This is a genomic window from Hydrogenoanaerobacterium sp., assembly GCF_032017025.1.
Lineage (GTDB): Bacteria > Bacillota > Clostridia > Oscillospirales > Ruminococcaceae > Hydrogenoanaerobacterium.
The window spans coordinates 1-21,366 of sequence record NZ_DALZQO010000030.1; the positions used below are offsets into that span (position 1 = coordinate 1).

18 protein-coding genes and 1 pseudogene are annotated in these 21,366 nt (G+C 49.3%); 15 read left to right on the forward strand and 4 right to left on the reverse strand.

Annotation, left to right across the window (positions count from 1 at the left end; translation table 11 throughout):
* From RTV33_RS14070 to RTV33_RS14085, 4 genes are all read left to right on the forward strand, one after another.
* Nucleotides 1–311: hypothetical protein (locus RTV33_RS14070; RefSeq protein ID WP_312645255.1), on the forward strand; the 311-nt coding region annotated here is incomplete at its 5' end.
* A 123-nt stretch (nucleotides 312–434) separates the two neighbouring features.
* Nucleotides 435–2,030, forward strand: a complete 1,596-nt coding sequence (abc-f, locus tag RTV33_RS14075) for a ribosomal protection-like ABC-F family protein (protein ID WP_312645257.1) — start codon at nucleotides 435–437, stop codon at nucleotides 2,028–2,030.
* A gap of 65 nt (nucleotides 2,031–2,095) precedes the next feature.
* Nucleotides 2,096–3,331, forward strand: coding sequence for a DNA polymerase IV (dinB, locus tag RTV33_RS14080; RefSeq protein WP_312645259.1), 1,236 nt, complete (start codon nucleotides 2,096–2,098; stop codon nucleotides 3,329–3,331).
* A gap of 38 nt (nucleotides 3,332–3,369) precedes the next feature.
* Nucleotides 3,370–3,906 (forward strand): isochorismatase family cysteine hydrolase, encoded by a 537-nt coding sequence (locus tag RTV33_RS14085; protein ID WP_312645261.1) that lies wholly within the window; start codon nucleotides 3,370–3,372, stop codon nucleotides 3,904–3,906.
* Nucleotides 3,907–4,273: 367 nt separating this feature from the next.
* On the opposite strand, the gene RTV33_RS14090 is transcribed toward RTV33_RS14085, so the two are convergent.
* Nucleotides 4,274–5,623 (reverse strand): HD domain-containing protein, encoded by a 1,350-nt coding sequence (locus RTV33_RS14090; protein WP_312645263.1) that lies wholly within the window; start codon nucleotides 5,621–5,623, stop codon nucleotides 4,274–4,276.
* A gap of 457 nt (nucleotides 5,624–6,080) precedes the next feature.
* Between RTV33_RS14090 and RTV33_RS14095 the strand changes: the two genes are divergently transcribed.
* Nucleotides 6,081–7,247, forward strand: coding sequence for an iron-containing alcohol dehydrogenase (locus RTV33_RS14095; protein ID WP_312645265.1), 1,167 nt, complete (start codon nucleotides 6,081–6,083; stop codon nucleotides 7,245–7,247).
* 79 nt (nucleotides 7,248–7,326) lie between these two features.
* On the opposite strand, the gene RTV33_RS14100 is transcribed toward RTV33_RS14095, so the two are convergent.
* The 3 genes from RTV33_RS14100 to RTV33_RS14110 all read right to left on the reverse strand — a co-directional run bounded on the left by RTV33_RS14100 (nucleotide 7,327) and on the right by RTV33_RS14110 (nucleotide 9,307).
* On the reverse strand, nucleotides 7,327–7,998 hold the full coding sequence (locus tag RTV33_RS14100; protein WP_312645313.1) for a metallophosphoesterase: 672 nt from the start codon (nucleotides 7,996–7,998) through the stop codon (nucleotides 7,327–7,329).
* The gene (locus tag RTV33_RS14105) at nucleotides 7,971–8,183 is read right to left on the reverse strand and encodes a hypothetical protein (RefSeq protein ID WP_312645267.1); all 213 of its coding nucleotides are present in this window, start codon (nucleotides 8,181–8,183) and stop codon (nucleotides 7,971–7,973) included. Before RTV33_RS14105 ends, RTV33_RS14100 begins: the two co-directional genes overlap by 28 nt.
* A gap of 194 nt (nucleotides 8,184–8,377) precedes the next feature.
* Nucleotides 8,378–9,307, reverse strand: coding sequence for a S1 RNA-binding domain-containing protein (locus tag RTV33_RS14110; RefSeq protein WP_312645269.1), 930 nt, complete (start codon nucleotides 9,305–9,307; stop codon nucleotides 8,378–8,380).
* Between the two features lie 187 nt (nucleotides 9,308–9,494).
* On the opposite strand from RTV33_RS14110, the gene RTV33_RS14115 reads away from it, so the two are divergent.
* From RTV33_RS14115 to RTV33_RS14160, 10 genes and pseudogenes are all read left to right on the forward strand, one after another.
* The gene (locus RTV33_RS14115) at nucleotides 9,495–9,686 is read left to right on the forward strand and encodes a DUF951 domain-containing protein (RefSeq protein WP_312645271.1); all 192 of its coding nucleotides are present in this window, start codon (nucleotides 9,495–9,497) and stop codon (nucleotides 9,684–9,686) included.
* 93 nt (nucleotides 9,687–9,779) lie between these two features.
* Complete coding sequence (gene prfA, locus RTV33_RS14120) at nucleotides 9,780–10,859, forward strand: peptide chain release factor 1 (RefSeq protein ID WP_312645273.1); 1,080 nt, start codon at nucleotides 9,780–9,782, stop codon at nucleotides 10,857–10,859.
* Between the two features lie 46 nt (nucleotides 10,860–10,905).
* On the forward strand, nucleotides 10,906–11,964 hold the full coding sequence (locus RTV33_RS14125) for an L-threonylcarbamoyladenylate synthase (RefSeq protein ID WP_312645275.1): 1,059 nt from the start codon (nucleotides 10,906–10,908) through the stop codon (nucleotides 11,962–11,964).
* A 33-nt stretch (nucleotides 11,965–11,997) separates the two neighbouring features.
* On the forward strand, nucleotides 11,998–12,603 hold the full coding sequence (coaE, locus tag RTV33_RS14130) for a dephospho-CoA kinase (RefSeq protein ID WP_312645277.1): 606 nt from the start codon (nucleotides 11,998–12,000) through the stop codon (nucleotides 12,601–12,603).
* A gap of 38 nt (nucleotides 12,604–12,641) precedes the next feature.
* A complete protein-coding gene (locus RTV33_RS14135; RefSeq protein ID WP_312645280.1) occupies nucleotides 12,642–13,217 on the forward strand; it encodes a lytic transglycosylase domain-containing protein in 576 nt (191 codons plus the stop codon).
* A gap of 23 nt (nucleotides 13,218–13,240) precedes the next feature.
* Nucleotides 13,241–14,650 (forward strand): aminopeptidase, encoded by a 1,410-nt coding sequence (locus RTV33_RS14140; RefSeq protein ID WP_312645282.1) that lies wholly within the window; start codon nucleotides 13,241–13,243, stop codon nucleotides 14,648–14,650.
* A gap of 253 nt (nucleotides 14,651–14,903) precedes the next feature.
* Nucleotides 14,904–15,179: a LysO family transporter gene (locus tag RTV33_RS14145; RefSeq protein WP_312645284.1), complete on the forward strand. Its 276-nt coding sequence runs from the start codon at nucleotides 14,904–14,906 to the stop codon at nucleotides 15,177–15,179.
* A complete protein-coding gene (locus RTV33_RS14150) occupies nucleotides 15,176–15,775 on the forward strand; it encodes a lysine exporter LysO family protein (protein ID WP_312645286.1) in 600 nt (199 codons plus the stop codon). The genes RTV33_RS14145 and RTV33_RS14150 overlap by 4 nt, the downstream gene beginning before the upstream one ends.
* A gap of 376 nt (nucleotides 15,776–16,151) precedes the next feature.
* Complete coding sequence (rpoB, locus tag RTV33_RS14155) at nucleotides 16,152–19,919, forward strand: DNA-directed RNA polymerase subunit beta (RefSeq protein ID WP_312645288.1); 3,768 nt, start codon at nucleotides 16,152–16,154, stop codon at nucleotides 19,917–19,919.
* Nucleotides 19,920–19,937: 18 nt separating this feature from the next.
* Nucleotides 19,938–21,366: pseudogene (locus RTV33_RS14160) on the forward strand (DNA-directed RNA polymerase subunit beta'); the annotation flags it as partial.

Sequence of the window (21,366 nt, forward strand, 5' to 3'; positions counted from 1 at the left end):
GTTGCTTGAACAATTTTCTTATTAAATATTTGTCTAACTTTTTGGGGTCAGTTCAGTACGGATGGCTCTGTTTTTATGTAGCGAAAGATGAATCAGATAAACTTGACTTTTTAGGCTATCTTTACTATAATAAGCAAAAAAGAACGATAGGGGCTGTGAAATGCGTAACTTTACCTGCTAATATAACTGGGTGCGACCGGCAAACGGACGCCCACAACAGTTGGATAACAAGAATGGTGCTCCCTTGTGGGGCTTGTTTGAGTTACCGAAAGCAGGAAAGTAATACGATTTCAGCTGCCCGTTTGGGATAGAGAACTATGGTACCGCCATGATTTTTCTGTATCGAAACAGGCTGTAGGAAATGAACTTTCTTGCGGGCTGTTTTTTGTTTTACAATACAGATACAGCCGGAATTACCGGCATGGAGGTACGATATGTCCCAAATCAATGCAAATAACCTTTCCTTTAGCTACGACAGCAGCTACGACCCTATCTTTGAAAACGTCTCCTTTACAATCGACACCGATTGGAAGCTTGGTTTTATTGGGCGCAACGGCAGAGGGAAAACCACTCTGCTTAACCTGCTGCTCGGACGTTATTCCTACAGCGGTAGCATCACTGCGCCGGTGTCGTTCGACTATTTTCCGTTTGAAGTAGAGGATACCGCACAAAACACCATCGATGTTATGAAAAGCAGTATAGCGCCCTATGCCGAGTGGGAGCAAGAAATGCAGCGCCTGCTCGCTTTGCAGACGGAGGAAGCGCTGCTGGCGTACGGCGACCTGCTTGAGCACTACATCGCCGCCGACGGGTATACCATCGACAGCCTGATTGAGCAGGAGCTGGGCAAACTTGGGATGAACGGCGAGGTACTCAGCCGCCCGTTTGATACGCTAAGCAACGGGGAGCGCACCCGCGTGCTGCTGGCAGCGCTATTTTTAAAGCACGGCAACTTTTTGCTGATTGACGAGCCCACCAACCACCTTGATGCGCAAGGCCGTGAGGCGGTTGCAAATTACCTTGCCGCAAAAAAAGGCTTTATTCTCGTTTCGCACGACCGTGACCTGCTCGACCGCGTGGCCGACCATATTCTTTCCATCAACCGCACAAACATTGAGGTGCAGCGCGGCAACTATACGAGCTGGCAGCAGAACAAGGACCGGCAGGATGCATTTGAGCTTGCGGAAAACGATCGCCTGAAAAAAGAGGTCTCCAAGCTGACCGCGGCGGCCAAACAAAAGGCAGGCTGGTCTGACCGGTTGGAGAGCACCAAAATCGGGCACCGCCCGCCCGACCAGGTGCCTCCCGACCGCGGGTTTATCGGGCACAAATCAGCAAAGATGATGAAACGAGCCAAGGTGATTGAGCAGCACGCACAGCGCGCGCTAGAGGGAAAATCGGCGTTGCTGAAAAACCTGGAGCATGCGGATTCTCTTAAGCTGTCGCCGCTGCCCTACCGCAGTACGCGTCAGGTGCAGGCGGTGAATCTCTCAATTCATTATGGGGATCAACCGCTGTTTGACCACTTAAATTTTACCGTTGAGGCAGGGGAGCGCGTGGCGCTTTGCGGCGGCAACGGCTGTGGAAAATCGAGCATCCTAAAGCTGCTGCTTGGAGATAATATTCCCTCAACAGGGCAGCTACTGCACAGCGGCGACTTGATTATTTCTTACGTCGCGCAGGATACCTCGTTTTTGCAGGGCGACCTAAAGACATTTGCGCAGCACGAGCAGGTTGATGAGAGCCTGTTCAAGACAATTTTGCGCAAACTCGATTTTTCACGTGTGCAGTTTGAGAAGGATATGTCTGAGTTTAGCGGTGGGCAGAAAAAGAAGGTGCTGCTGGCAAAAAGCTTGTGCCAGCAGGCGCATTTGTATGTATGGGATGAACCGCTCAATTTTATTGACATTCTCTCGCGCGTACAGATTGAACAGCTAATTTTAGAGTTTTCACCCACCATGCTGTTTGTGGAGCACGACAAGCGCTTTGTCGAAAATATTGCAACAAAAAAGGTTGTAATTGGGGGCTGATGGTTTGTAATTTGGCGCGATTCAAGGTACAATAATAGTATCGAAAATAGAGGGGGTGGCCGGCATTGCAGCAGGATAGAACGATACTACATTGTGACCTGAACGGCTTTTACGCCTCGGTGGAATGCTTGCTGCGCCCCGAGCTTTGCGAAGTTCCAATGGCGGTTTGCGGCGACCCCGACAGCCGCCACGGAATTATTTTGGCAAAAAACGAGCTTGCCAAGGCTTATCAGGTTGCTACCGCAGAAACCATCTGGCAGGCACAGCGCAAATGCCCCAACCTCACGCTGGTCGCCCCGCACCACAATGAGTATTATAAATATTCGCGGCTCGTCAACAAAATCTACGAACGCTTTACCGATTGTGTCGAGCCGTTTGGCATTGACGAATCTTGGCTTGATATTACCGGTACGATGCATCTGTTCGGCGGCGATGGTAAAACCGTTGCCGATGCCATTCGTCGTACGGTAAAAGAGGAGCTGGGGCTGACGGTTTCGGTGGGGGTGAGCTTTAACAAAATTTATGCAAAGCTGGGCAGCGACTACAAAAAGCCCGACGCCACCACTGTAATTAGTCGCGGAAACTACCGCGAAATTGTTTACCCGCTGCCTGTTACCGCCCTGCTGTATGTCGGTAAGGCGGCAGCTGCTACACTAAAGCTACTGGGGGTGCGCACCATAGGCGACCTTGCCGCCGCTGACCGCACACTGTTGGCGCAAAGGCTTGGTAAAATGGGTGAAATGATACACGATTATGCCGCGGGGCTGGACGATTCACCCGTGAAATCGGCATACGAAGAACGTGAAGTAAAAAGCGTGGGCAACGGGATGACCTTTCGCCGCAACCTGCTCGGGTTGGATGACATTAAGACGGGTGCCGCCGCACTTGCAGATACCGTCGCCGCACGCCTGCGTCACTGCGGGCTGGATTGCCACACCGTGCAAGTGCAGGTGAGAGACCCTGATTTCAAAACCATTTCACGGCAGAAAACGCTGGTACAGCCTACCCACTTGGCGCGGGAGATATACGAAGCCGCGCTTGAGCTGATTCTCGCGTCATGGAAGCTGAATGCTCCCATCCGCATGCTCACCATTACAGGCGCTAACCTTTTACCGCAGGGCAGTGCCGAGCAGCTCTCTCTGTTTGGTGCCGAGAATAATCTTAGCCGTGAACGGCAAGATAAGCTGGAGCACACAATGGACCACATCCGCAGCAAGTTTGGCAGAGATGCCATAAGTACTGCAACCGTGCTGGGCAGTGACCTTGGTATAAAAAATGAAAAACCAATTGATCGTTCGTAGAGTATGCCCAAACAATTATAGAGTGAGGAGAGACGGATATGAACCGAAAAAAACTACTGGTGGTTGTCGATTATCAGAATGACTTTGTGGATGGTGCCCTTGGGTTCCCAAAAGCCGAGCAGCTGGAGGATGCGATCTGTGCCAAAATTGACACTGCGCACGCCAACGGAGACGATATTGTATTCACTCTCGATACCCATCTTGCCGACTACCTCTATACGCAGGAGGGCAAAAATTTGCCGGTTACGCATTGTGTAAAGGGTACCGCTGGTTGGGAGCTATACGGTAAAATAAAGGAGCTGGCAGTGGGGCACCCGCAGCTGGAGAAAAATACCTTCGGTTGTAAGGTGCTGTTCGATTACCTGCTCACTGCGCCTACCTATGATGAAATTGAGCTGGCAGGGTTGGTCAGCAATATCTGCGTTATCTCCAACGCGGTGATTGCAAAAACTGCACAGCCCGAGGCGGCTATTGTGGTAGATTCAAACTGCACCGCCTGCTTTGACCCTGAGCTGCATGAGAAAACCCTCGATGTGATGGAGGGACTGCAAATCAAGGTACTCAATCGGGATTAGCAAAACCAACGTCTTTTACCGGCGTAAAAACAGGGGGAGGCTTACATGTAAGCCTCCCCCTGTTTTTCTTTATTGTACGTCCAAGCATCAGGCAGCCTAGCTTGTACCGCTGCTGGAATCGATCAATTTACAGCTTATTATGTTAAGCCCGCTGTCCGCGGTCTTTTTTATCATTACTTCACGCCTTTTGCTTTTGGTGGTTACATAATCTTTTAGCTCATCCGCAGGGATATCGGTTTGATGGTCGGCGTCTTAGTTTATACTCATCTGTTGATAAGTATTGCTTTGCTATTCCAAAAGCTTACAGAAACAGTCTTTCCAAGTAAATAGAATCCAGTAATTTAAAAATATTTGGAAGTGTTTTTATTTACGGAGAATTGGCACTGCGTGGTAGATTGGGTATTTTTGCAAGCAGCTTCTCTTTTTTATTATCGCACTCGCCGTCTATTACCAGTGCAAGCAGGTATTGCAGTGTTTTGCCAAGCTCTACGCCCTTAGGTACGCCCGCAGCAATCAAATCACTGCCGTTTACAGCGAGACCGCGCAGTGAAAAACATCTGCCCTGCGCAAGCACACGCTCCAAAACAAGCTCCAGCTCGTTTAACAGCTTCACAGTATGGTTCTGTGCATATTCGCTTTGTGCGGTGTTATCGGCACGCTTTACAAGTAGCAGCTCGCGAAAAACCTCCTCGCCAAGTAGGTTCAGCTGGCTCAGTACACATTTTTCGGTCGGTTCAAGGTCAATATCATGGTATTTTATCAGCGTGCAGACGCGCGAAACGGTTTGGTTATCCAGCTTTAGCCGGCGCAGAATTGTTCCTGCCATTTCGGTGCCGACATCTTCATGCCCGTGAAAATGCCGTCTTCCCGTTTCATCTTCGGTGCAGCAGGCTGGCTTGGCAATGTCGTGCAGCAGCATGGTGAGGCGCAGTGGTATGGTTGACGGGGCGGCCGCTACACTGTGCGCAATGTGTTCGTATACGGTGTAGGTGTGGTAGGGGTTACGCTGATCAAAGCTCACAGCGGGCGCAAGCTCGGGGATAATTTCGGTGATGACGGGGAAGAAGTCCATCAGGATAGGAAACACCTGTTCGCCGCAAAGCAGCCTGCACAGCTCGGAGGAAATGCGCTCCGCCGCAATGTACTGCAGCAGGCTACGGTTTTGCAGTAGGCTCTGCGCAGTTGCAGATTCAATTGTAAAACTCAGTACCGATGCAAACCTGAGCCCGCGCAAAATACGCAGCGCATCTTCGCCAAAGCGCCTGCCGGGCTCGCCTACGCAGCGAATTACCTTGTTTTCAATGTCGCTGCACCCGCCGAAATAATCGACCAGCCCCGTTTTAGGGCTGTAGGCGAGTGCGTTTACCGTAAAGTCGCGGCGGCTTAAATCCTCCTGCAAACTGCGCGTGAAATGCACCTCATCGGGGTGGCGGTTGTCGGAATACTCACCGTCTACGCGAAAGGTGGTGATCTCCACAGGTTGGTGCTCTACCACAGCGGTTACCGTGCCGTGCTTAAGTCCTGTTTCAATCAGGTGAAAGCCTTGCAGTGCTGTCATTGTCTGGTGCGGTAGCGCGGAGGTGGTTACATCCCAGTCATGCGGTGTTTTTCCCATCATGCTGTCTCGTACACAGCCGCCTACTGCATATGCCTCAAAGCCGTGGCCTTCCAAACGTGTAAGCACAGCCTGTACATAGGCGGGAATTTCAATTTTCAACCTGCCCACCTCCATTCTTACTTCTATGATAATATAAAAATTCACAAAATACAAACAACAGTTTTAGCGGCAATGTGATATAATGACCGTAATACGGTTATTATCTTTATTTAGATGCCCATGGCTCACCTTACGGGGCAACCGCCAAAACGGCGAACTATATCATAAATGCTACACTTTTTATGATATAATAAAACAATATTCAGCCTTTGGGCTGAATTCCGCGTGTAACGCGGAATTTGTCGTTTGACAAATATGTATTATCACATCGGAAACGGTCTTTGCGCGCTCCTGCGCGCAAACTTGTGCATAGCACAAGTACAAAACCGCGTTTTGAGACCGATTTATGATATAGTAAAACAAATATTCAACCTTTGCGCCATGCGCAAGTACAAAACTGTGTTTTAAGACCGATTTATGATACAATGAGAAAAAACTTTGAAAGGGGATACTTGTAATGAACTTTAGTTATTATATGCCATCTCGATTGTTTTTCGGCAAGGGTGAGATAGAAAAATTGGCAACCGAAAAACTGCCCGGTAAAAAGGCTCTGCTGGTTATTTCGTCCGGCAACTCGATGAAGAAATATGGCTACCTCGATGAGGTAACGGATTTGCTAAAAAAGAGCGGCACTGAGTGTGTGCTGTTTGATAAAATTCTGCCCAATCCGATAAAGAGCCATGTAATGGAGGGAGCGGCGCTGGCAAAGGCACAGGGCTGCGATTTTGTCATTGGTCTTGGTGGCGGTAGCAGCATCGATTCTGCCAAGGCGATTGCGGTTATGGCGGCAAACGAGGGCGACTACTGGGATTACATTCGCGGCGGCAGTGGCAAAGGTATGCCTGTACCCAACAAGCCTCTCCCCATTATTGCCATTACCACCACTGCGGGTACCGGCACCGAGGCCGACCCCTGGACGGTTATAACAAAAGAAGAAACGGGTGAGAAAATTGGCGGAGGCTATGACGATACCTTCCCGTATTTTTCAATCATTGACCCCGATTTGATGATGAGCGTCCCTCCTCACCTTACCGCATACCAAGGCTTTGATGCGCTGTTCCATTCCACAGAGGGTTACATCAACAAAACAGCGAATTTTATGAGCGATATGTATGCGCTTGCCGCCATTGAGCTTATTGGCAAATACCTGCCGCGCGCGGTAAACGATGGAAGCGATGAAGAGGCCCGTGCTATGGTGGCGTTGGCAAATACCCTCGCCGGCATGGTGGAATCCACATCGGGCTGCACCTCCGAGCATTCGCTGGAGCATGCGCTCAGCGGGTATTACCCCGAGCTGCCGCACGGTGCGGGGCTGATTATGATCTCGCTCGAGTACAACAAGCTTTTTGCCGCTAAGGTTTGCCCCGAACGCTTTGTTGCAATGGCAAAGGCGCTGGGTAAAGCAGATGCGGATAAGCCGGAAGACTTTGTAACGGCACTTGCCGACCTGCAAAAGGCATGTGGCGTGGAAAACCTGAAGATGTCCGACTATGGCATCAAGGCAGATGAAATGCAGCGGGTTGCTTTGCATGCAAAGGATATTATGGGCGGATTGTTCGAAGTTGATCGCTACCAGCTTTCGGTGGAGGAGATTGTCTCAATTCTTGAGAAATCCTACCGATAAAACGGACGATGATGTTTTAAGGGTGAACACGTCAATTGACGGGTTCACCCTTAGTTGCTTCGTGTTGTGCTCATTGGCATTAGCTGTCCTTTTTTAAGGTTACCACTACAATTTCAGGCCTGTTAAAAATTCTTATTGGAATGACGCTATTGCCTAAGCCACGGCTTACAAACATGGTAGAGGCGTTTTTCGTATAATAACCGCTTGTATACTTAGGAAACAATCCTTGATCTGGTGCAACCAAGCCTCCCAAAAATGGAATTCTAAATTGTCCGCCATGCGCATGCCCTGTAAAGATTAAGTCTATGTTACTCTCACAATACAAATCAAAAAGCTCCGGTCTGTGCGAAAGTAAGATTTTAAAACCGTCATTCGCATCCCATTTTCTCAATTGCTCAGAAAGCTCCTCGGTATTTGTTCCATCCATATAGTCAAATGTCAAAAAGTCTGGGTCTTTCACGCCTAATAACTCGATGGACCCCCCACCGCTGCTTAGCTTAACCGCAGAATTATCAAGCACCTGAACACCTGCATCCATTAAGCTTTTTTGAATCTCACGGTATTTATCTGACCATGCCTCATGGTTACCCGAAACATAATACACTGGGGCTATTTTTACAGCACCAAAAATAAATGTCGTCGCAGTGGCTAAATCATATTTTCTCCTGTCAATTAAATCACCTGTAACAACAATGATATCGGGAGAAGCATTTTTGACTTTGTCTAAATCTTTACTTGATTTTTTCCAAATTTTTTATTGTGTAGGTCGGAAATATGCGCTATGGTAAAACCGTTGAAGCCATCTGTAATTTTTGGACTGCTGTAGTCAAATTTTGTAACAACAATGCTGTTGTTTTGCCAAATGCAAAATATCGCCATGCCTGCGATAATAACAGACAAGAGAAGAATTTTGAATTTCTTGGATGCTTTTTTCACTGCACACCTCACAGAATATAAATAATTTTTTAAGTAAATAGTATCATATAGTATTTACTTATTCAATCAGTTATGCGGCAAGTATGCCCTTGTAGGAGGTAGCCCAAACCACACAGAAAAAGCGACAGGCAAAACAAACTTGCCTGTCGCTTTAAAAAACAAATAGATAGTGCAGGGTACAGGTATCGCCTTGGCTATTCGAACCTGGTTTCAATAATTTTTCCGCAGCCATCGGGCGAATATTGCCAACGGCTGATGTGGTTGCCCGATATAAAGTAAGGCGGTGTAGTAACGGCATACTGCGCGTCAAAGCTGTCTACAATAATCAGCTTAACCTTCATTTTTTCACGAATCAGGCTTTTTATGTACACACTGGTGTGCTGACCGGGGCGAACACCCTCACGCGGCTCTGCAAGCCCTGCCAAATTGGGCGTAAGCTCCACAAACACACCGTATTCTTCTACAGAGCGCACAATGCCCGCAACGGTTTCTCCGCTGTGAAAGAGTGCAGCGTTTTCCTCCCATGTGCCCCACAGCTCCTTGTGAGAAAGGCTGATGCGCCCATAAGAATCCACCGATTTTACCACAGCGCGAATATCCTGCCCATTGCGGAACCGATCGCCCGGGTGTGATATGCGCGACACCGAAATGGCGTCGATGGGAATGAGCGACGCCACGCCGCAGCCCACATCCACAAAGCAGCCAAACGGCTCGAGATGGGTTACACGCGCATCAATAATATCGCCGGCGGTGAGGCGATTGATGTATGTTTCAATGCACTGCTGCTGCACTACACGGCGCGAAAGCAATGCATAGGTGTTATTGTCGTTGCCCTTGCGGAATTCGGTAATTCGAAAACACACCGGCTTGTTCACACGCGAAATAATGGCGATCTCCCGCGTGCTGCCATCTTCAATGCCGATGGCACACTCGTTTTTGGGAATAATACCTCTGATGCAGCCGCAATCCACAATCAGATTATGCGCGCTGTCGCAGATTAGAGCACGCGCTTCCAGAATGCGTCCCTGTGTGCAGGCCTCCTGTAAACTTACAAGGCTGCTAAAGGCAGCGGCGTTTTCAGGGTTATCGCACAGCCATCCCTCGGGCTTAAATAAAGCATTCATTTTCTCATAACCTCCAAACAATTTTAAACGTATTGCAAACCGCAAACAGTTTACTCCAAATGATGTATATGTATAAATGCGCGAGTGTATGCAAGCCTGACAAACTATCGTTTAAGACTTGATATATTGACAATGCTTCTGCTATAATATGAAGTGGATTATTTTGAGCAGATGGAGGAATTTTTACATGGATGTACGCATAGGCGATATCCTGCAGATGAAAAAAGAACACCCCTGCGGTGCAAATCGTTTTATTGTGCTGCGCTCGGGTATGGATTTTAAGCTCAAATGCGAAGGCTGCGGGCATGAGGTCATGATTCCGCGCTCCAAAGCAGAAAAAAACATAAAAAAAATAGTTCGAGAGGAACATAACCTCTAGCTGCCACAGTACATTTTTAAAATGAAGGAAAACAATAACCGGCGGGTGCAAAATTCGCTGATTCATACAATGTATACCGAAAGGACTTCAGAAATGTTTGATAAATTAAAAGATGTAGAGGCAAAATTTGAGCAGATTAATCAGCGCTTGATGGAACCGAGCGTTGTAAACGACAATGAGCAGTACAAAAACCTGATGAAGGAATACAAAAACCTCACCCCACTTGTAGAAAAGTACCGCGAATATGTGGCGGCGCAAAATGAGTACAACGAAGCGAAAGAGCTGCTCGAAGAGGGTGGCTTGGATAAAGAATTCAAAGCAATCGTGGATGAACAGTATGCCGACAGCAAGGAGAGAATTGAGCGGATTTCTGAGGAGCTGAAAATTTTGCTGCTCCCGCGCGACCCCAACGATGATCGCAGCGTTATCGTCGAAATTCGCGGCGGTGCCGGTGGTGAAGAATCTGCACTGTTTGCCAATTCTCTTTATAGAATGTATTCGATGTATGCCGACAGCATGGGCTGGAAAACCGAGGTGCTTAGCGCAAACGAAACCGAGCTTGGCGGCTATAAGGAGATCAGCTTCTCCATCAATGGTGATGGCGCATACTCCAAACTAAAATTTGAAAGCGGCGTACATCGTGTTCAGCGTGTTCCCGAAACCGAGACACAGGGAAGAATCCACACCTCCACCAGTACCGTTGCGGTGCTGCCTGAAGCAGATGAGGTGGAGTTTGAGCTCGACCCTAAAGATTTGCAGATCGACGTATTCCGTTCCAGCGGCGCGGGCGGTCAGCACGTCAATAAAACATCCAGTGCTATCCGCGTCACCCACCTGCCAACCGGCATGGTGGTAGAGTGCCAGGATGAGCGCAGCCAGTTTAAGAATAAAGATAAAGCACTCAAGGTGTTGCGTTCCCGCCTGCTCGACCAGAAGATTCAGGCGCAGAACGAAGAGATTGCCTCGCAAAGAAAGCTTCAAGTTGGTACGGGCGACCGTTCCGAACGTATTCGTACCTACAATTTTCCGCAGGGACGCGTCACCGATCACCGCATCGGGCTTACCTTATATAAGATCGATAACATTATGAACGGTGACCTCAAAGAGCTTTTGGATGCACTTATCACCTTTGATCAGGCGGAAAAGCTACAGGAACAGAGCAATATGGACTAGAGGCTTTTTGTTTTTGAAAAAGCCACAACAAAGGAAGTCAAAACAAATGCGTGATACAAAAATACTCAAGATACAAAATATCAGCGGCTGTGAAAAAGAGCTTGATGAAGCCGCATCCATCCTAGCAAGCGGCGGTCTGGTGGCAATCCCTACTGAAACGGTGTATGGGCTTGCGGCAAACGCCAAGGACGAAGCCGCGGTAAAATCTATTTTTGAGGCAAAGGGCAGGCCGCAGGACAACCCGCTGATTGTGCATATCTGCGACCTTGCTATGCTCGCCGAGATTGTGCGGGAGGTGCCCGAAAGCGCACTTAAATTAGCAGACAGATTCTGGCCCGGCCCGCTGACGATTATTTTACCCAAGAGCGATGCAATACCCTCGGTTACCTCTGCGGGGCTCGACACTGTTGCAGTGCGCTTTCCAAAGCATGCGGTGGCGCGCGAGCTTATCCGCCGTGCCGGTGTTCCGGTTGCGGCGCCCTCCGCAAACCTTTCGGGCAGCCCCAGCACCACAACCGCCCAGCACTGCATCCATGACCTTATGGGCAGGGTGGATGCCATTGTAGATGGCGGCGACTGCGAGGTGGGTGTGGAATCCACCGTGATCACCCTTGTGGGCGGTACGCCAAAGCTATTGCGCCCCGGTTATGTCACACTCGAACAATTGCGTGAGGTGCTCGGCGAGGTACTGGTAGACAAAGCGGTGACCGATCAGCCCGACCCCGATGCGAAGGTTGCTTCGCCCGGTATGAAATACAAGCATTATGCACCCCAATGCAGGGTGATTTTGGTGGAAGGCACGCAGGCACAATACGCCGATTACGTGAACAGCCACCACGCCGAGGGCGAGTTCGCCCTGTGCTACAATGAAGACGTGCCGTTCCTGGACTGTCCTTCTATTGCGATCGGCTCGGAGCAGGATGAGGCGGCACAGGCGGCAAAGCTGTTTGACAGCCTGCGCCGTCTGGATGAAGAGGGCGCACAGGTGGTATATGCACGCTGCCCAAATCAAACAGGTGTGGGGCTTGCCCTGTACAACCGTTTGATTCGTGCGGCGGCATTTCAGGTGGTTCGAACGGAACCGGCTGGTGAGGCAGAGCGATAATTTGCGTTGTGCATGAGCGGAAGGAAGTGTAAAATGGCGCGGATTATTGGGCTGACAGGGCAGACGGGTGCAGGTAAAACCACGGTGAGCGACGTACTGCGAAGAAGTGGCTTGGATGTCATCAATTGCGACTTGATTTCGCGGCAGGTTACCCAAGCCGGAAGCCCTTGCCTGCTGAAACTGACGAAGCATTTTGGCAAAAAAATATTAAATGATGACCAGAGCCTCAATCGCAAGCTGCTTGCTTCCATTGTGTTCAGCAATGCGGCAGAGCTGAGGGTACTGGAATCGATTATCTATACTTATATCAAAGCTGAGATTCAGCACCGTATCAATACGATTTGTATGGGGAATACCAATGGTATTGTGTTGGATGCCCCGACTTTGTTTGAGAGCGGTGTGGACAGCATGTGCAGCGAAATCATCGCGGTAATTGCCCCAAAAAAGCTGCGCCGCGACCGTATTATGGAGCGCGACGGGCTTGATGAAATGGCGGCGGAGGCGCGCATTGCGAGCCAGCATGACGACGAGTTTTACACCAAACGCTCACAGCATGTGCTGTGCAACGACGGTGACCGTCGGCGGTTGGTTGCAAAAGCCGAACAGCTGGCACAGCTGCTCTTACAGAATCCAAAATAGAAATAGGCAGCATTCGGTTGCGGAAAGGGTGTGTATATTTGGCGGCTTCCACAGGCAAAAAGGCGATAACAACCGTATTATTGCTGGTGCTGTTGGTGCTAGGCTTTTTTGCTCTGCGCACAGCCTACAGCACTTTTTATAAAAAGGCATATCCCATCGAATATGCCGATACCATTCGGCAGGAGGCAGATAAAAATGACCTGCCTTACGATTTGGTGCTCGCGGTGATTCGCACCGAAAGTAGCTTTCGCCCTCACGTGGAATCTAGCGTGGGTGCGCGCGGACTGATGCAGCTTACCGAGGAAACGTTCGACTGGACAAAATCCAAGATGAGCGATGCGGGTGATGAAACCTATACCGATCTTTATGACCCGCATATCAATATCAAATACGGTACCAAGCTGCTGCGCCTGCTGCTGGATGAATTTGAAAGCGAGGATACCGCCCTCTGTGCCTATCATGCGGGGTGGGGAAACGCAAAAAAGTGGCTTGCCGATCGGGAGCATTCCACCGACGGGGTGAACATCTACAATATTCCGTTTGGCGATACCAAAAAGTATGTTGCCAAAATTAATCAAACACGGCAAATTTACCGAAACTTATATAAGTTTTGAGCAAAATAGAGGAGGTCTATGTTATGGCAGAGCAAGAAAAAAGCGCAGCGGAGCTGCTGCAGGAAAAACTGCTGATTAAAACAGAAAACGGCGGGCTTGTCCTATCCGACAGCGAGTTGGAAACCGTTGATGCGTTCTGTGAGGATTACAAAAAGTTTTTGAACGATGCTAAAACCGAGCATGAAGCGGTAAAAGTAACCGTTGAGCTGCTCAAATCCAAGGGCTACCAAGAGTTTGAAGCGGGCAAAAAATATGCTGCAGGCGAGAAGGTTTACTACAATAACCGCGGCAAAGCGTTGGTGTTTGCTACTATTGGTACCAAGGGTTATGAGGAAGGCGTAAAAATCATTGCATCTCATATCGATGCCCCGCGCCTAGACATGAAGCCCCGTCCGCTCTACGAGGAGGCACAGCTTGCCTACCTCAAAACGCATTACTACGGCGGTATCAAAAAATACCAGTGGGGTGCAATTCCGCTTGCACTGCACGGCGTCATTGTTAAAAAAGACGGCACTACAATTGAAATCAGCGTTGGTGAGGATGAGGGTGACCCCATCTTCTGTGTCACCGATTTACTGCCGCATCTGGGCAGAGAGCAGATGAAACGCCCGCTGTCTGAGGGGCTGAAGGGCGAGGAACTCAATATTCTCATTGGCTGCCGTCCGTTCCGCGATGACAAGGCGAGCGAGAAGGTAAAGCTGAACATTGCGAACATCTTGTTTGAGAAATATGGTATTACCGAGTACGACTTTCTCTCTGCAGAGCTTGAGGCGGTGCCCGCGTTTGATGCAAAAGACCTCGGCTTTGACCGCAGCATGATCGGTTCTTACGGTCACGACGATCGCGTCTGCGCCTACACCTCGCTGAAAGCTGCTGTTGAGGTGGAAAACCCCGCATACACCACCGTTACCGTGCTTGCAGATAAAGAAGAGATCGGCTCCAACGGCAATACCGGTTTGAAGTGCGCGTATCTGCGTTACTTTATTGCAGACCTTGCTGCACCCTACGGTGTTGAGGCAAGAACCGTGCTTTCGCACTCGCAGTGCCTGTCTGCCGACGTAAACGCAGCGTTTGACCCCAACTTCCCCGATGTTTACGAGCGCAAAAACACAGCATACCTCAACTATGGTGTGGTGGTTACAAAATACACCGGTTCGGGCGGCAAGGGCGGTACCAGCGAGGCATCTGCACACTTTATGGCGAAAATCCGCAAGCTGCTTGATGATAAAAAAGTACTGTGGCAGGTTGGCGAACTGGGCAAGGTAGATGCCGGCGGTGGCGGTACAGTGGCGATGTATATTGCTGAACTGAATGTTGATGTAGTCGATGTCGGTGTACCTGTTTTGTCGATGCATGCGCCGTTCGAGGTGGTATCAAAGGTCGATGTTTACATGGCTTATCGTGCGTTTCGGGAATTTTTATCTGAAAAATAAAAGTGAAAGCGGTACAATATTTTGGTGGCTTTCAGCCGCGCGCGTCTTGCGGTGCACGTTTCAAACGTTATAAATAGTATTTGAAGCCGAAATTAGCATAAGAAATTCGCGGGGAAAACCCTCCGCAAACAGGGCGCGCAGGCCATAAAGCGGTGCGCCCTGTTTTTTGTCGAAAAGGCGGGATAAGCCGACAAGCACAAAGTTCGGTTTTATAACATAGGATGAATTAAGCGAGGGAAAACAAGGAGATTTTATGGTTACAGTTTTAATTTGTATGGCGGTGGGAATGTTCTTAGGGCTCAAGGTGATTCCTGAAAAATATCAAAAAATAAATGGCATGCTGCAATATGTGTTCATTGCAGTGCTAATCTTTTGTATGGGTGCGGGGCTGGGCAGCAACCCTTCATTTTTTGCAGAATTGCAAAGTGTAGGGCTGAAAGCATTAATGTTTGCGATACTGCCCATTGTATTTTCGGTAATTTGTGTCTATATTCTTACGAAATTGATGTTTAAGGAGAACAAACCATGATCATACTGGCTATAGTGAGTCTAATTTTAGGCGTAGCGTGCGGCCAGTGGCTGTTCTCGCAGAGCACCGTGGTGCTTCTTGATTCTGTGGCGGGTTACACCCTCAGCCTGTTGATGCTTTCGGTGGGTATAAGCGTGGGTGCCAATAAACTGATTTTTCGCAAGCTGCGCGAAAACAATCTTAAAATTCTGCTGATTCCGTTTGCTATTGTGGTGAGTTCGGTAATGGGCGGGTACATAACTGGGTTGATTTTTGGTATGGAGCCAAACGTGAGCATGGCAATTGCGTCGGGGCTGGGGTGGTACAGCCTTTCCGGCGTTATGATGACCGAACTTGCGGGGGCCGAGATTGGTACAATCACCTTTCTTGCCAACGTATTCCGCGAGATACTCTCGTTTTTAATCATCCCAACAATTGCGAAGTACCTAAACCATTATGCGGCAATTGCACCCGCGGGTGCTACCAGTGAGGACACGACACTACCCATAATTATGAAATGCACCGATGAAGAGGTTGCTGTGGTGTCGGTAATCAACGGTGTGGTGTGTTCCATTATGGTGCCGTTTCTCATTGAAATTACCTTCCACATCGTATAGCAGTCAGGCGGGGCGGTCAGAAAATCCGCCCTGCTTTGCGTGCCGGCATAAAAACAAATAAAAAAAGTGCCTGAAAAAGTTCAGACACTTCGAATAGTTTGTAAATTGTATTGACTTCGTTTGTAAACTGGTAAAATGGACAAGCCACTAAAATATTTTTATCAAAAAAGGACAAAAATATTGACTTTCCGCTGCAATCGTAATATAATAATAAAATGTATCATAATGGCTACGTGTGCCATTAACACCAATTAGTATAACAGAAAGCAAAATAAAATTCAATACCATTGTGCAGAATTTTGCAGAATTTGTTGTTGATTTTTTGTAGGTTTTGCATAATTGGGTTGTAAATAGATTGAATGGAGTGAGCAAGCCTATGGTGAATGTGAAAGATGTACATCTAGGAAAAAATGTTCGTAAGAGCTTTAGCCGGATCAATGAAGTTCTGGATATGCCAAACTTGATCGAGGTTCAAAAGAATTCTTATGCTTGGTTCCTGGAGGAAGGGCTGAAGGAAGTATTTCAGGATATTTCAGCAATCACCGATTACACCGGTAACCTCGTACTCGACTTTATCGACTACCGTCTGGACAGTACCCCGAAGTATTCGGTGGAAGAGTGCAAAGCGAGGGATGTAACCTACGCTGCACCGCTCCGTGTTCGCGCAAGTTTGCTTAACAAAGAAACCGGCGAGGTAAAAGAGCAGGATATTTTCATGGGTGATTTCCCGCTGATGACCGACAGCGGCACCTTTGTCATAAATGGTGCAGAGCGCGTCATTGTTTCCCAGTTGGTGCGTTCCCCAGGCGTGTACTATAGCATGAACTACGACAAAACCGGTAAAAAGCTGTTTTCCGCTACCGTCATTCCAAACCGCGGTGCATGGCTGGAATACGAAACCGATTCCAACGACATCTTCTACGTTCGTATTGATAAAAACCGCAAAATTCCCATCACTACCTTTATTCGTGCCTTGCTCAAACTGGATGACGACAAATTGGGCGGCAGTGAGAACGGTCTGACTGACCGCTACGGCTCTGATATGGAGATTTACGAGATTTTCGGCGAGGACGAGCGTCTTATAAAAACCATTCAGGATAAAGACAACACCAAAAACGGTGAGGAAGCATTGCTTGAAGTTTACCGCAAGCTGCGCCCGGGTGAGCCTCCAACGGTAGACAGTGCCGTAACCCATTTGCAGAACCTGTTCTTTGACCCGAGAAGATATGACCTCTCCCGTGTGGGCAGATACAAATACAACAAAAAGCTTGGTATTGGCCAGCGTTTGGCAGGGCATGTAATTGCAGAGCCTATCGTCAACCCAATGACCGGCGAGTTGCTCGCAGAACCCGGCGCTGTACTCAACTACGATGAGGCAATGGCGGTTGAGGCGGCAGGTGTTTCTCGTGCGATTATTACCGTGGATGGAGTCAATGTTCTTATTTTATCCAACGGTATGGTAGATATTAAAAATTATGTGTCATTTGACTGCACAGAATTTGGAATTAATGAAAAAGTTCGTTTCTGCGTGCTGAAAGAGCTGCTTGAAAACAACGAGAGTGAGAGCGACCTCAAGGAAGCGATCAAAGCAAACGTTGACAAGCTGATTCCCAAACACATCATCAAAGACGATATGTTCGCCTCCATCAACTATATCAACAACCTCTGCCATGAGGTTGGCAATACCGACGATATTGACCATCTCGGCAACAGAAGAATCCGCTCGGTGGGTGAGCTGTTGCAGAACCAGTTCCGTATTGGCTTCTCCCGAATGGAGCGAGTGGTTCGTGAGAGAATGACCATTCAGGCACAGGATATGGATGTAATCACCCCGCAGGCACTGGTCAACATTCGTCCTGTTGTGGCGTCAATCAAAGAGTTCTTTGGTTCTTCGCCTCTTTCGCAGTTTATGGATCAGACCAACCCGCTGGCTGAGCTTACCCATAAGAGACGTCTTTCCGCGCTGGGCCCCGGCGGTCTGTCCCGTGATCGTGCAGGCTTTGAGGTTCGTGACGTTCACTACAGCCATTACGGCCGTATGTGCCCGATTGAGACCCCAGAGGGACCGAACATCGGTTTGATCTCTTACCTTGCAACCTTTGCACGCATCAACGAATATGGCTTTATCGAGGCTCCTTACCGTCGGGTAGACAAAGCAACCGGCGTTGTTACAGACGAGGTTGTTTACATGACTGCTGATGTGGAGGATAACTTCTACGTTGCACAGGCGAACGAGCCGCTCGATGAGATGGGCCGTTTTGAGCGTGAACGCGTAACGGGACGTTTTCGCGATGAGATTCTTGAGATTGAGCGCGAAAAAGTAGATTACATGGACGTGTCGCCGCGAATGGTTGTTTCTGTTGCAACCTCCATGATTCCGTTCCTTGAAAATGATGACGCAAACCGTGCGCTGATGGGCTCTAACATGCAGCGCCAGGCAGTTCCTCTAATGAAAACCGATTCCCCAATTGTTGGTACCGGTATGGAATACAAAGCAGCGGTCGATTCCGGCGTTGCGGTTGTTTCAAAGCACTCCGGTGTGGTGGAAAAGGTTTCTGCCAACGAGATTGTAATTAAAACAGATGAAGGCGATTTGGAAACCTATCGACTCATTAAATTTATGCGTTCCAACCAGAGCACCTGTATTAACCAGCGCCCCATCGTCAACAAAGGCGAGCGCATCACGAAGGGGCAGGTGATTGCCGATGGCCCTGCCACCAGCAACGGCGAGATTTCGCTCGGCAAAAATGCTCTCATCGGCTTTATGACATGGGAAGGTTACAACTACGAGGATGCGGTTCTCATCAACGAGAAGATCGTTCGCGACGATGTATACACCTCTATCCATATGGAGGAGTATGAGGTTGAAGCGCGCGACACCAAGCTCGGCCCCGAGGAAATTACCCGCGACATTCCCAACGTTGCCGACGATGCACTGCGTGAGCTTGACGAGCGCGGTATCATCCGCATTGGTGCCGAGGTCAGAGCCGGAGATATTCTGGTTGGCAAGGTTACACCGAAGGGCGAAACCGAGCTGACTGCTGAGGAGCGCCTGCTCCGCGCGATCTTCGGTGAGAAGGCGAGAGAGGTCAGAGACACCTCCCTGCGTGTACCGCATGGTGAATATGGTACTATCGTAGATATCAAAGTATTTACCCGCGAGAATTGCGACGAGCTGTCTCCGGGTGTCAATATGGTTGTTCGCTGCTACATCGCACAGAAGCGTAAAATCTCTGTGGGAGATAAGATGGCGGGCCGTCACGGCAACAAGGGTGTTGTTTCGCGCATTCTCCCGCAGGAAGATATGCCGTTCCTGCCGGATGGTACACCGCTTGATATTGTACTGAACCCTCTGGGCGTACCTTCGCGTATGAACATCGGACAGGTGCTTGAGGTAAACCTCGGCCGTGCGGCGGCAGCTCTGGGCTGGAAGGTCGCAACCCCTGTCTTCGACGGCGCACACGAGGAAGATATCCGTGAGCTGTTTAAAATGGCGAACCTGCCCGAAGACGGTAAAATTACACTGTACGACGGCAGAACAGGCGAGAAGTTCGACAGCCCGGTTACCGTTGGCTATATGTACTACCTCAAGCTCCATCACTTGGTTGATGATAAGATCCATGCCCGTTCCACCGGCCCATACTCGCTGGTTACCCAGCAGCCTCTGGGTGGTAAAGCCCAGTTCGGCGGCCAGCGTTTTGGTGAGATGGAGGTTTGGGCACTTGAGGCTTACGGCGCTGCTTACACCCTGCAAGAGATTCTGACCGTTAAGTCGGATGACGTTGTGGGACGTGTCAAGGCGTTTGAGGCGATTGTGAAGGGTCACAACATTCCGAAGTCCGGCATCCCTGAATCCTTCAAGGTTTTGATCAAGGAGATTCAGTCCCTTGGTTTGGATATCAAGGTGCTTGACAAGAACGACCAGGAAATTGATCTGAAGCAAACCTTTGACGACGATGACGATGTTGGGCTGCCGAGGATTGGTGACGACTCCGCGATGGATCTGGAATACATCAAGGATGAGGAAGAGATAGGCGAGAATTATCAGACAGAGGATGTTGAAGTTGACGAGACAGAGTCAATTTTTGACGCTGACGTAGCGTTTAACCTGGATGATGATGACTTGTTTGACGATAAATTATAAGGGAAGAAGGGGTCGTAATTGGAATTTAATGTATTCGAGTCAATTAAGATCGGTCTTGCCTCACCGGAGCAGATCAGAGAATGGTCTTACGGTGCAGTCGAGAAGCCGGAAACGATCAACTATCGTACACTAAAGCCAGAGCGTGACGGCCTTTTCTGTGAACGCATTTTTGGTCCGCAAAAGGACTGGGAGTGTAATTGCGGTAAATACAAACGTTTGCGCTATAAAGGTAAAATCTGTGACCGTTGCGGCGTTGAGGTAACACGCTCCAAGGTCAGACGTGAAAGAATGGGACACATTGAGCTTGCTGCTCCTGTGTCACACATCTGGTATTTCAAGGGTATCCCATCCAGAATGGGTCTGCTGCTTGATCTTTCCCCCCGTCTGCTGGAGAAAGTGCTGTACTTTGCATCGTACATTGTCATTGACCATGGCTCTACTCCGCTTGAGAATAAGCAGCTGCTTTCTGAAAAAGAGTACAGAGACATGCGTGAAAAATATGAAGATGAATTTGTTGCAGGTATTGGTGCCGAAGCGGTCAAAGACCTGCTTCGCTCCATCAACCTCGACACCCTGTATGAGGAGCTTCGTGAGGAGCTGGATGCAGCATCCGGTCAGAAAAAAATTCGTATTCTCAAACGTCTCGAGGTAGTCGAGGCGTTCAAAAAGAGCGGCAACAAGCCGGAGTGGATGATCCTGGACGTGGTTCCCGTAATCCCGCCGGACATCCGCCCGATGGTACAGCTGGACGGCGGTCGTTTTGCGACCTCTGACCTCAACGACCTGTACCGCCGTGTCATCAACCGCAACAACCGTCTAAAAAGGCTGTTGGAGCTCGGTGCGCCCGATATCATTGTGCGCAACGAGAAGCGTATGCTGCAAGAGGCGGTTGACGCACTGATCGATAATGGCAGACGCGGCAGACCGGTTACCGGCCCGAACAACCGCCCGCTGAAATCGCTTTCCGATATGCTCAAGGGTAAACAGGGACGTTTTCGTCAGAACCTGCTCGGTAAACGTGTTGACTACTCCGGACGTTCGGTTATCGTCGTTGGTCCCGAGCTGAAGATGTACCAGTGCGGTCTGCCCAAAGAGATGGCACTTGAGCTGTTTAAGCCGTTTGTTATGAAGCGTCTGGTAGATACCGGCGCTGCGACCAACATCAAAAACGCCAGAAAAATGGTGGAGCGTGCAAGAAGCGAGGTATGGGATGCTCTTGATATCGTAATCAAGGATCACCCTGTCCTCCTCAACCGTGCGCCGACCCTGCATAGACTTGGCATTCAGGCGTTCGAGCCTATTCTTGTCGAGGGCCGCGCACTCAAGCTTCATCCACTGGTTTGTACCGCATACAACGCGGACTTTGACGGTGACCAGATGGCTGTTCACGTTCCTCTGTCCGCAGAGGCGCAGGCTGAGGCACGTTTCCTTATGCTTGCTGCAAACA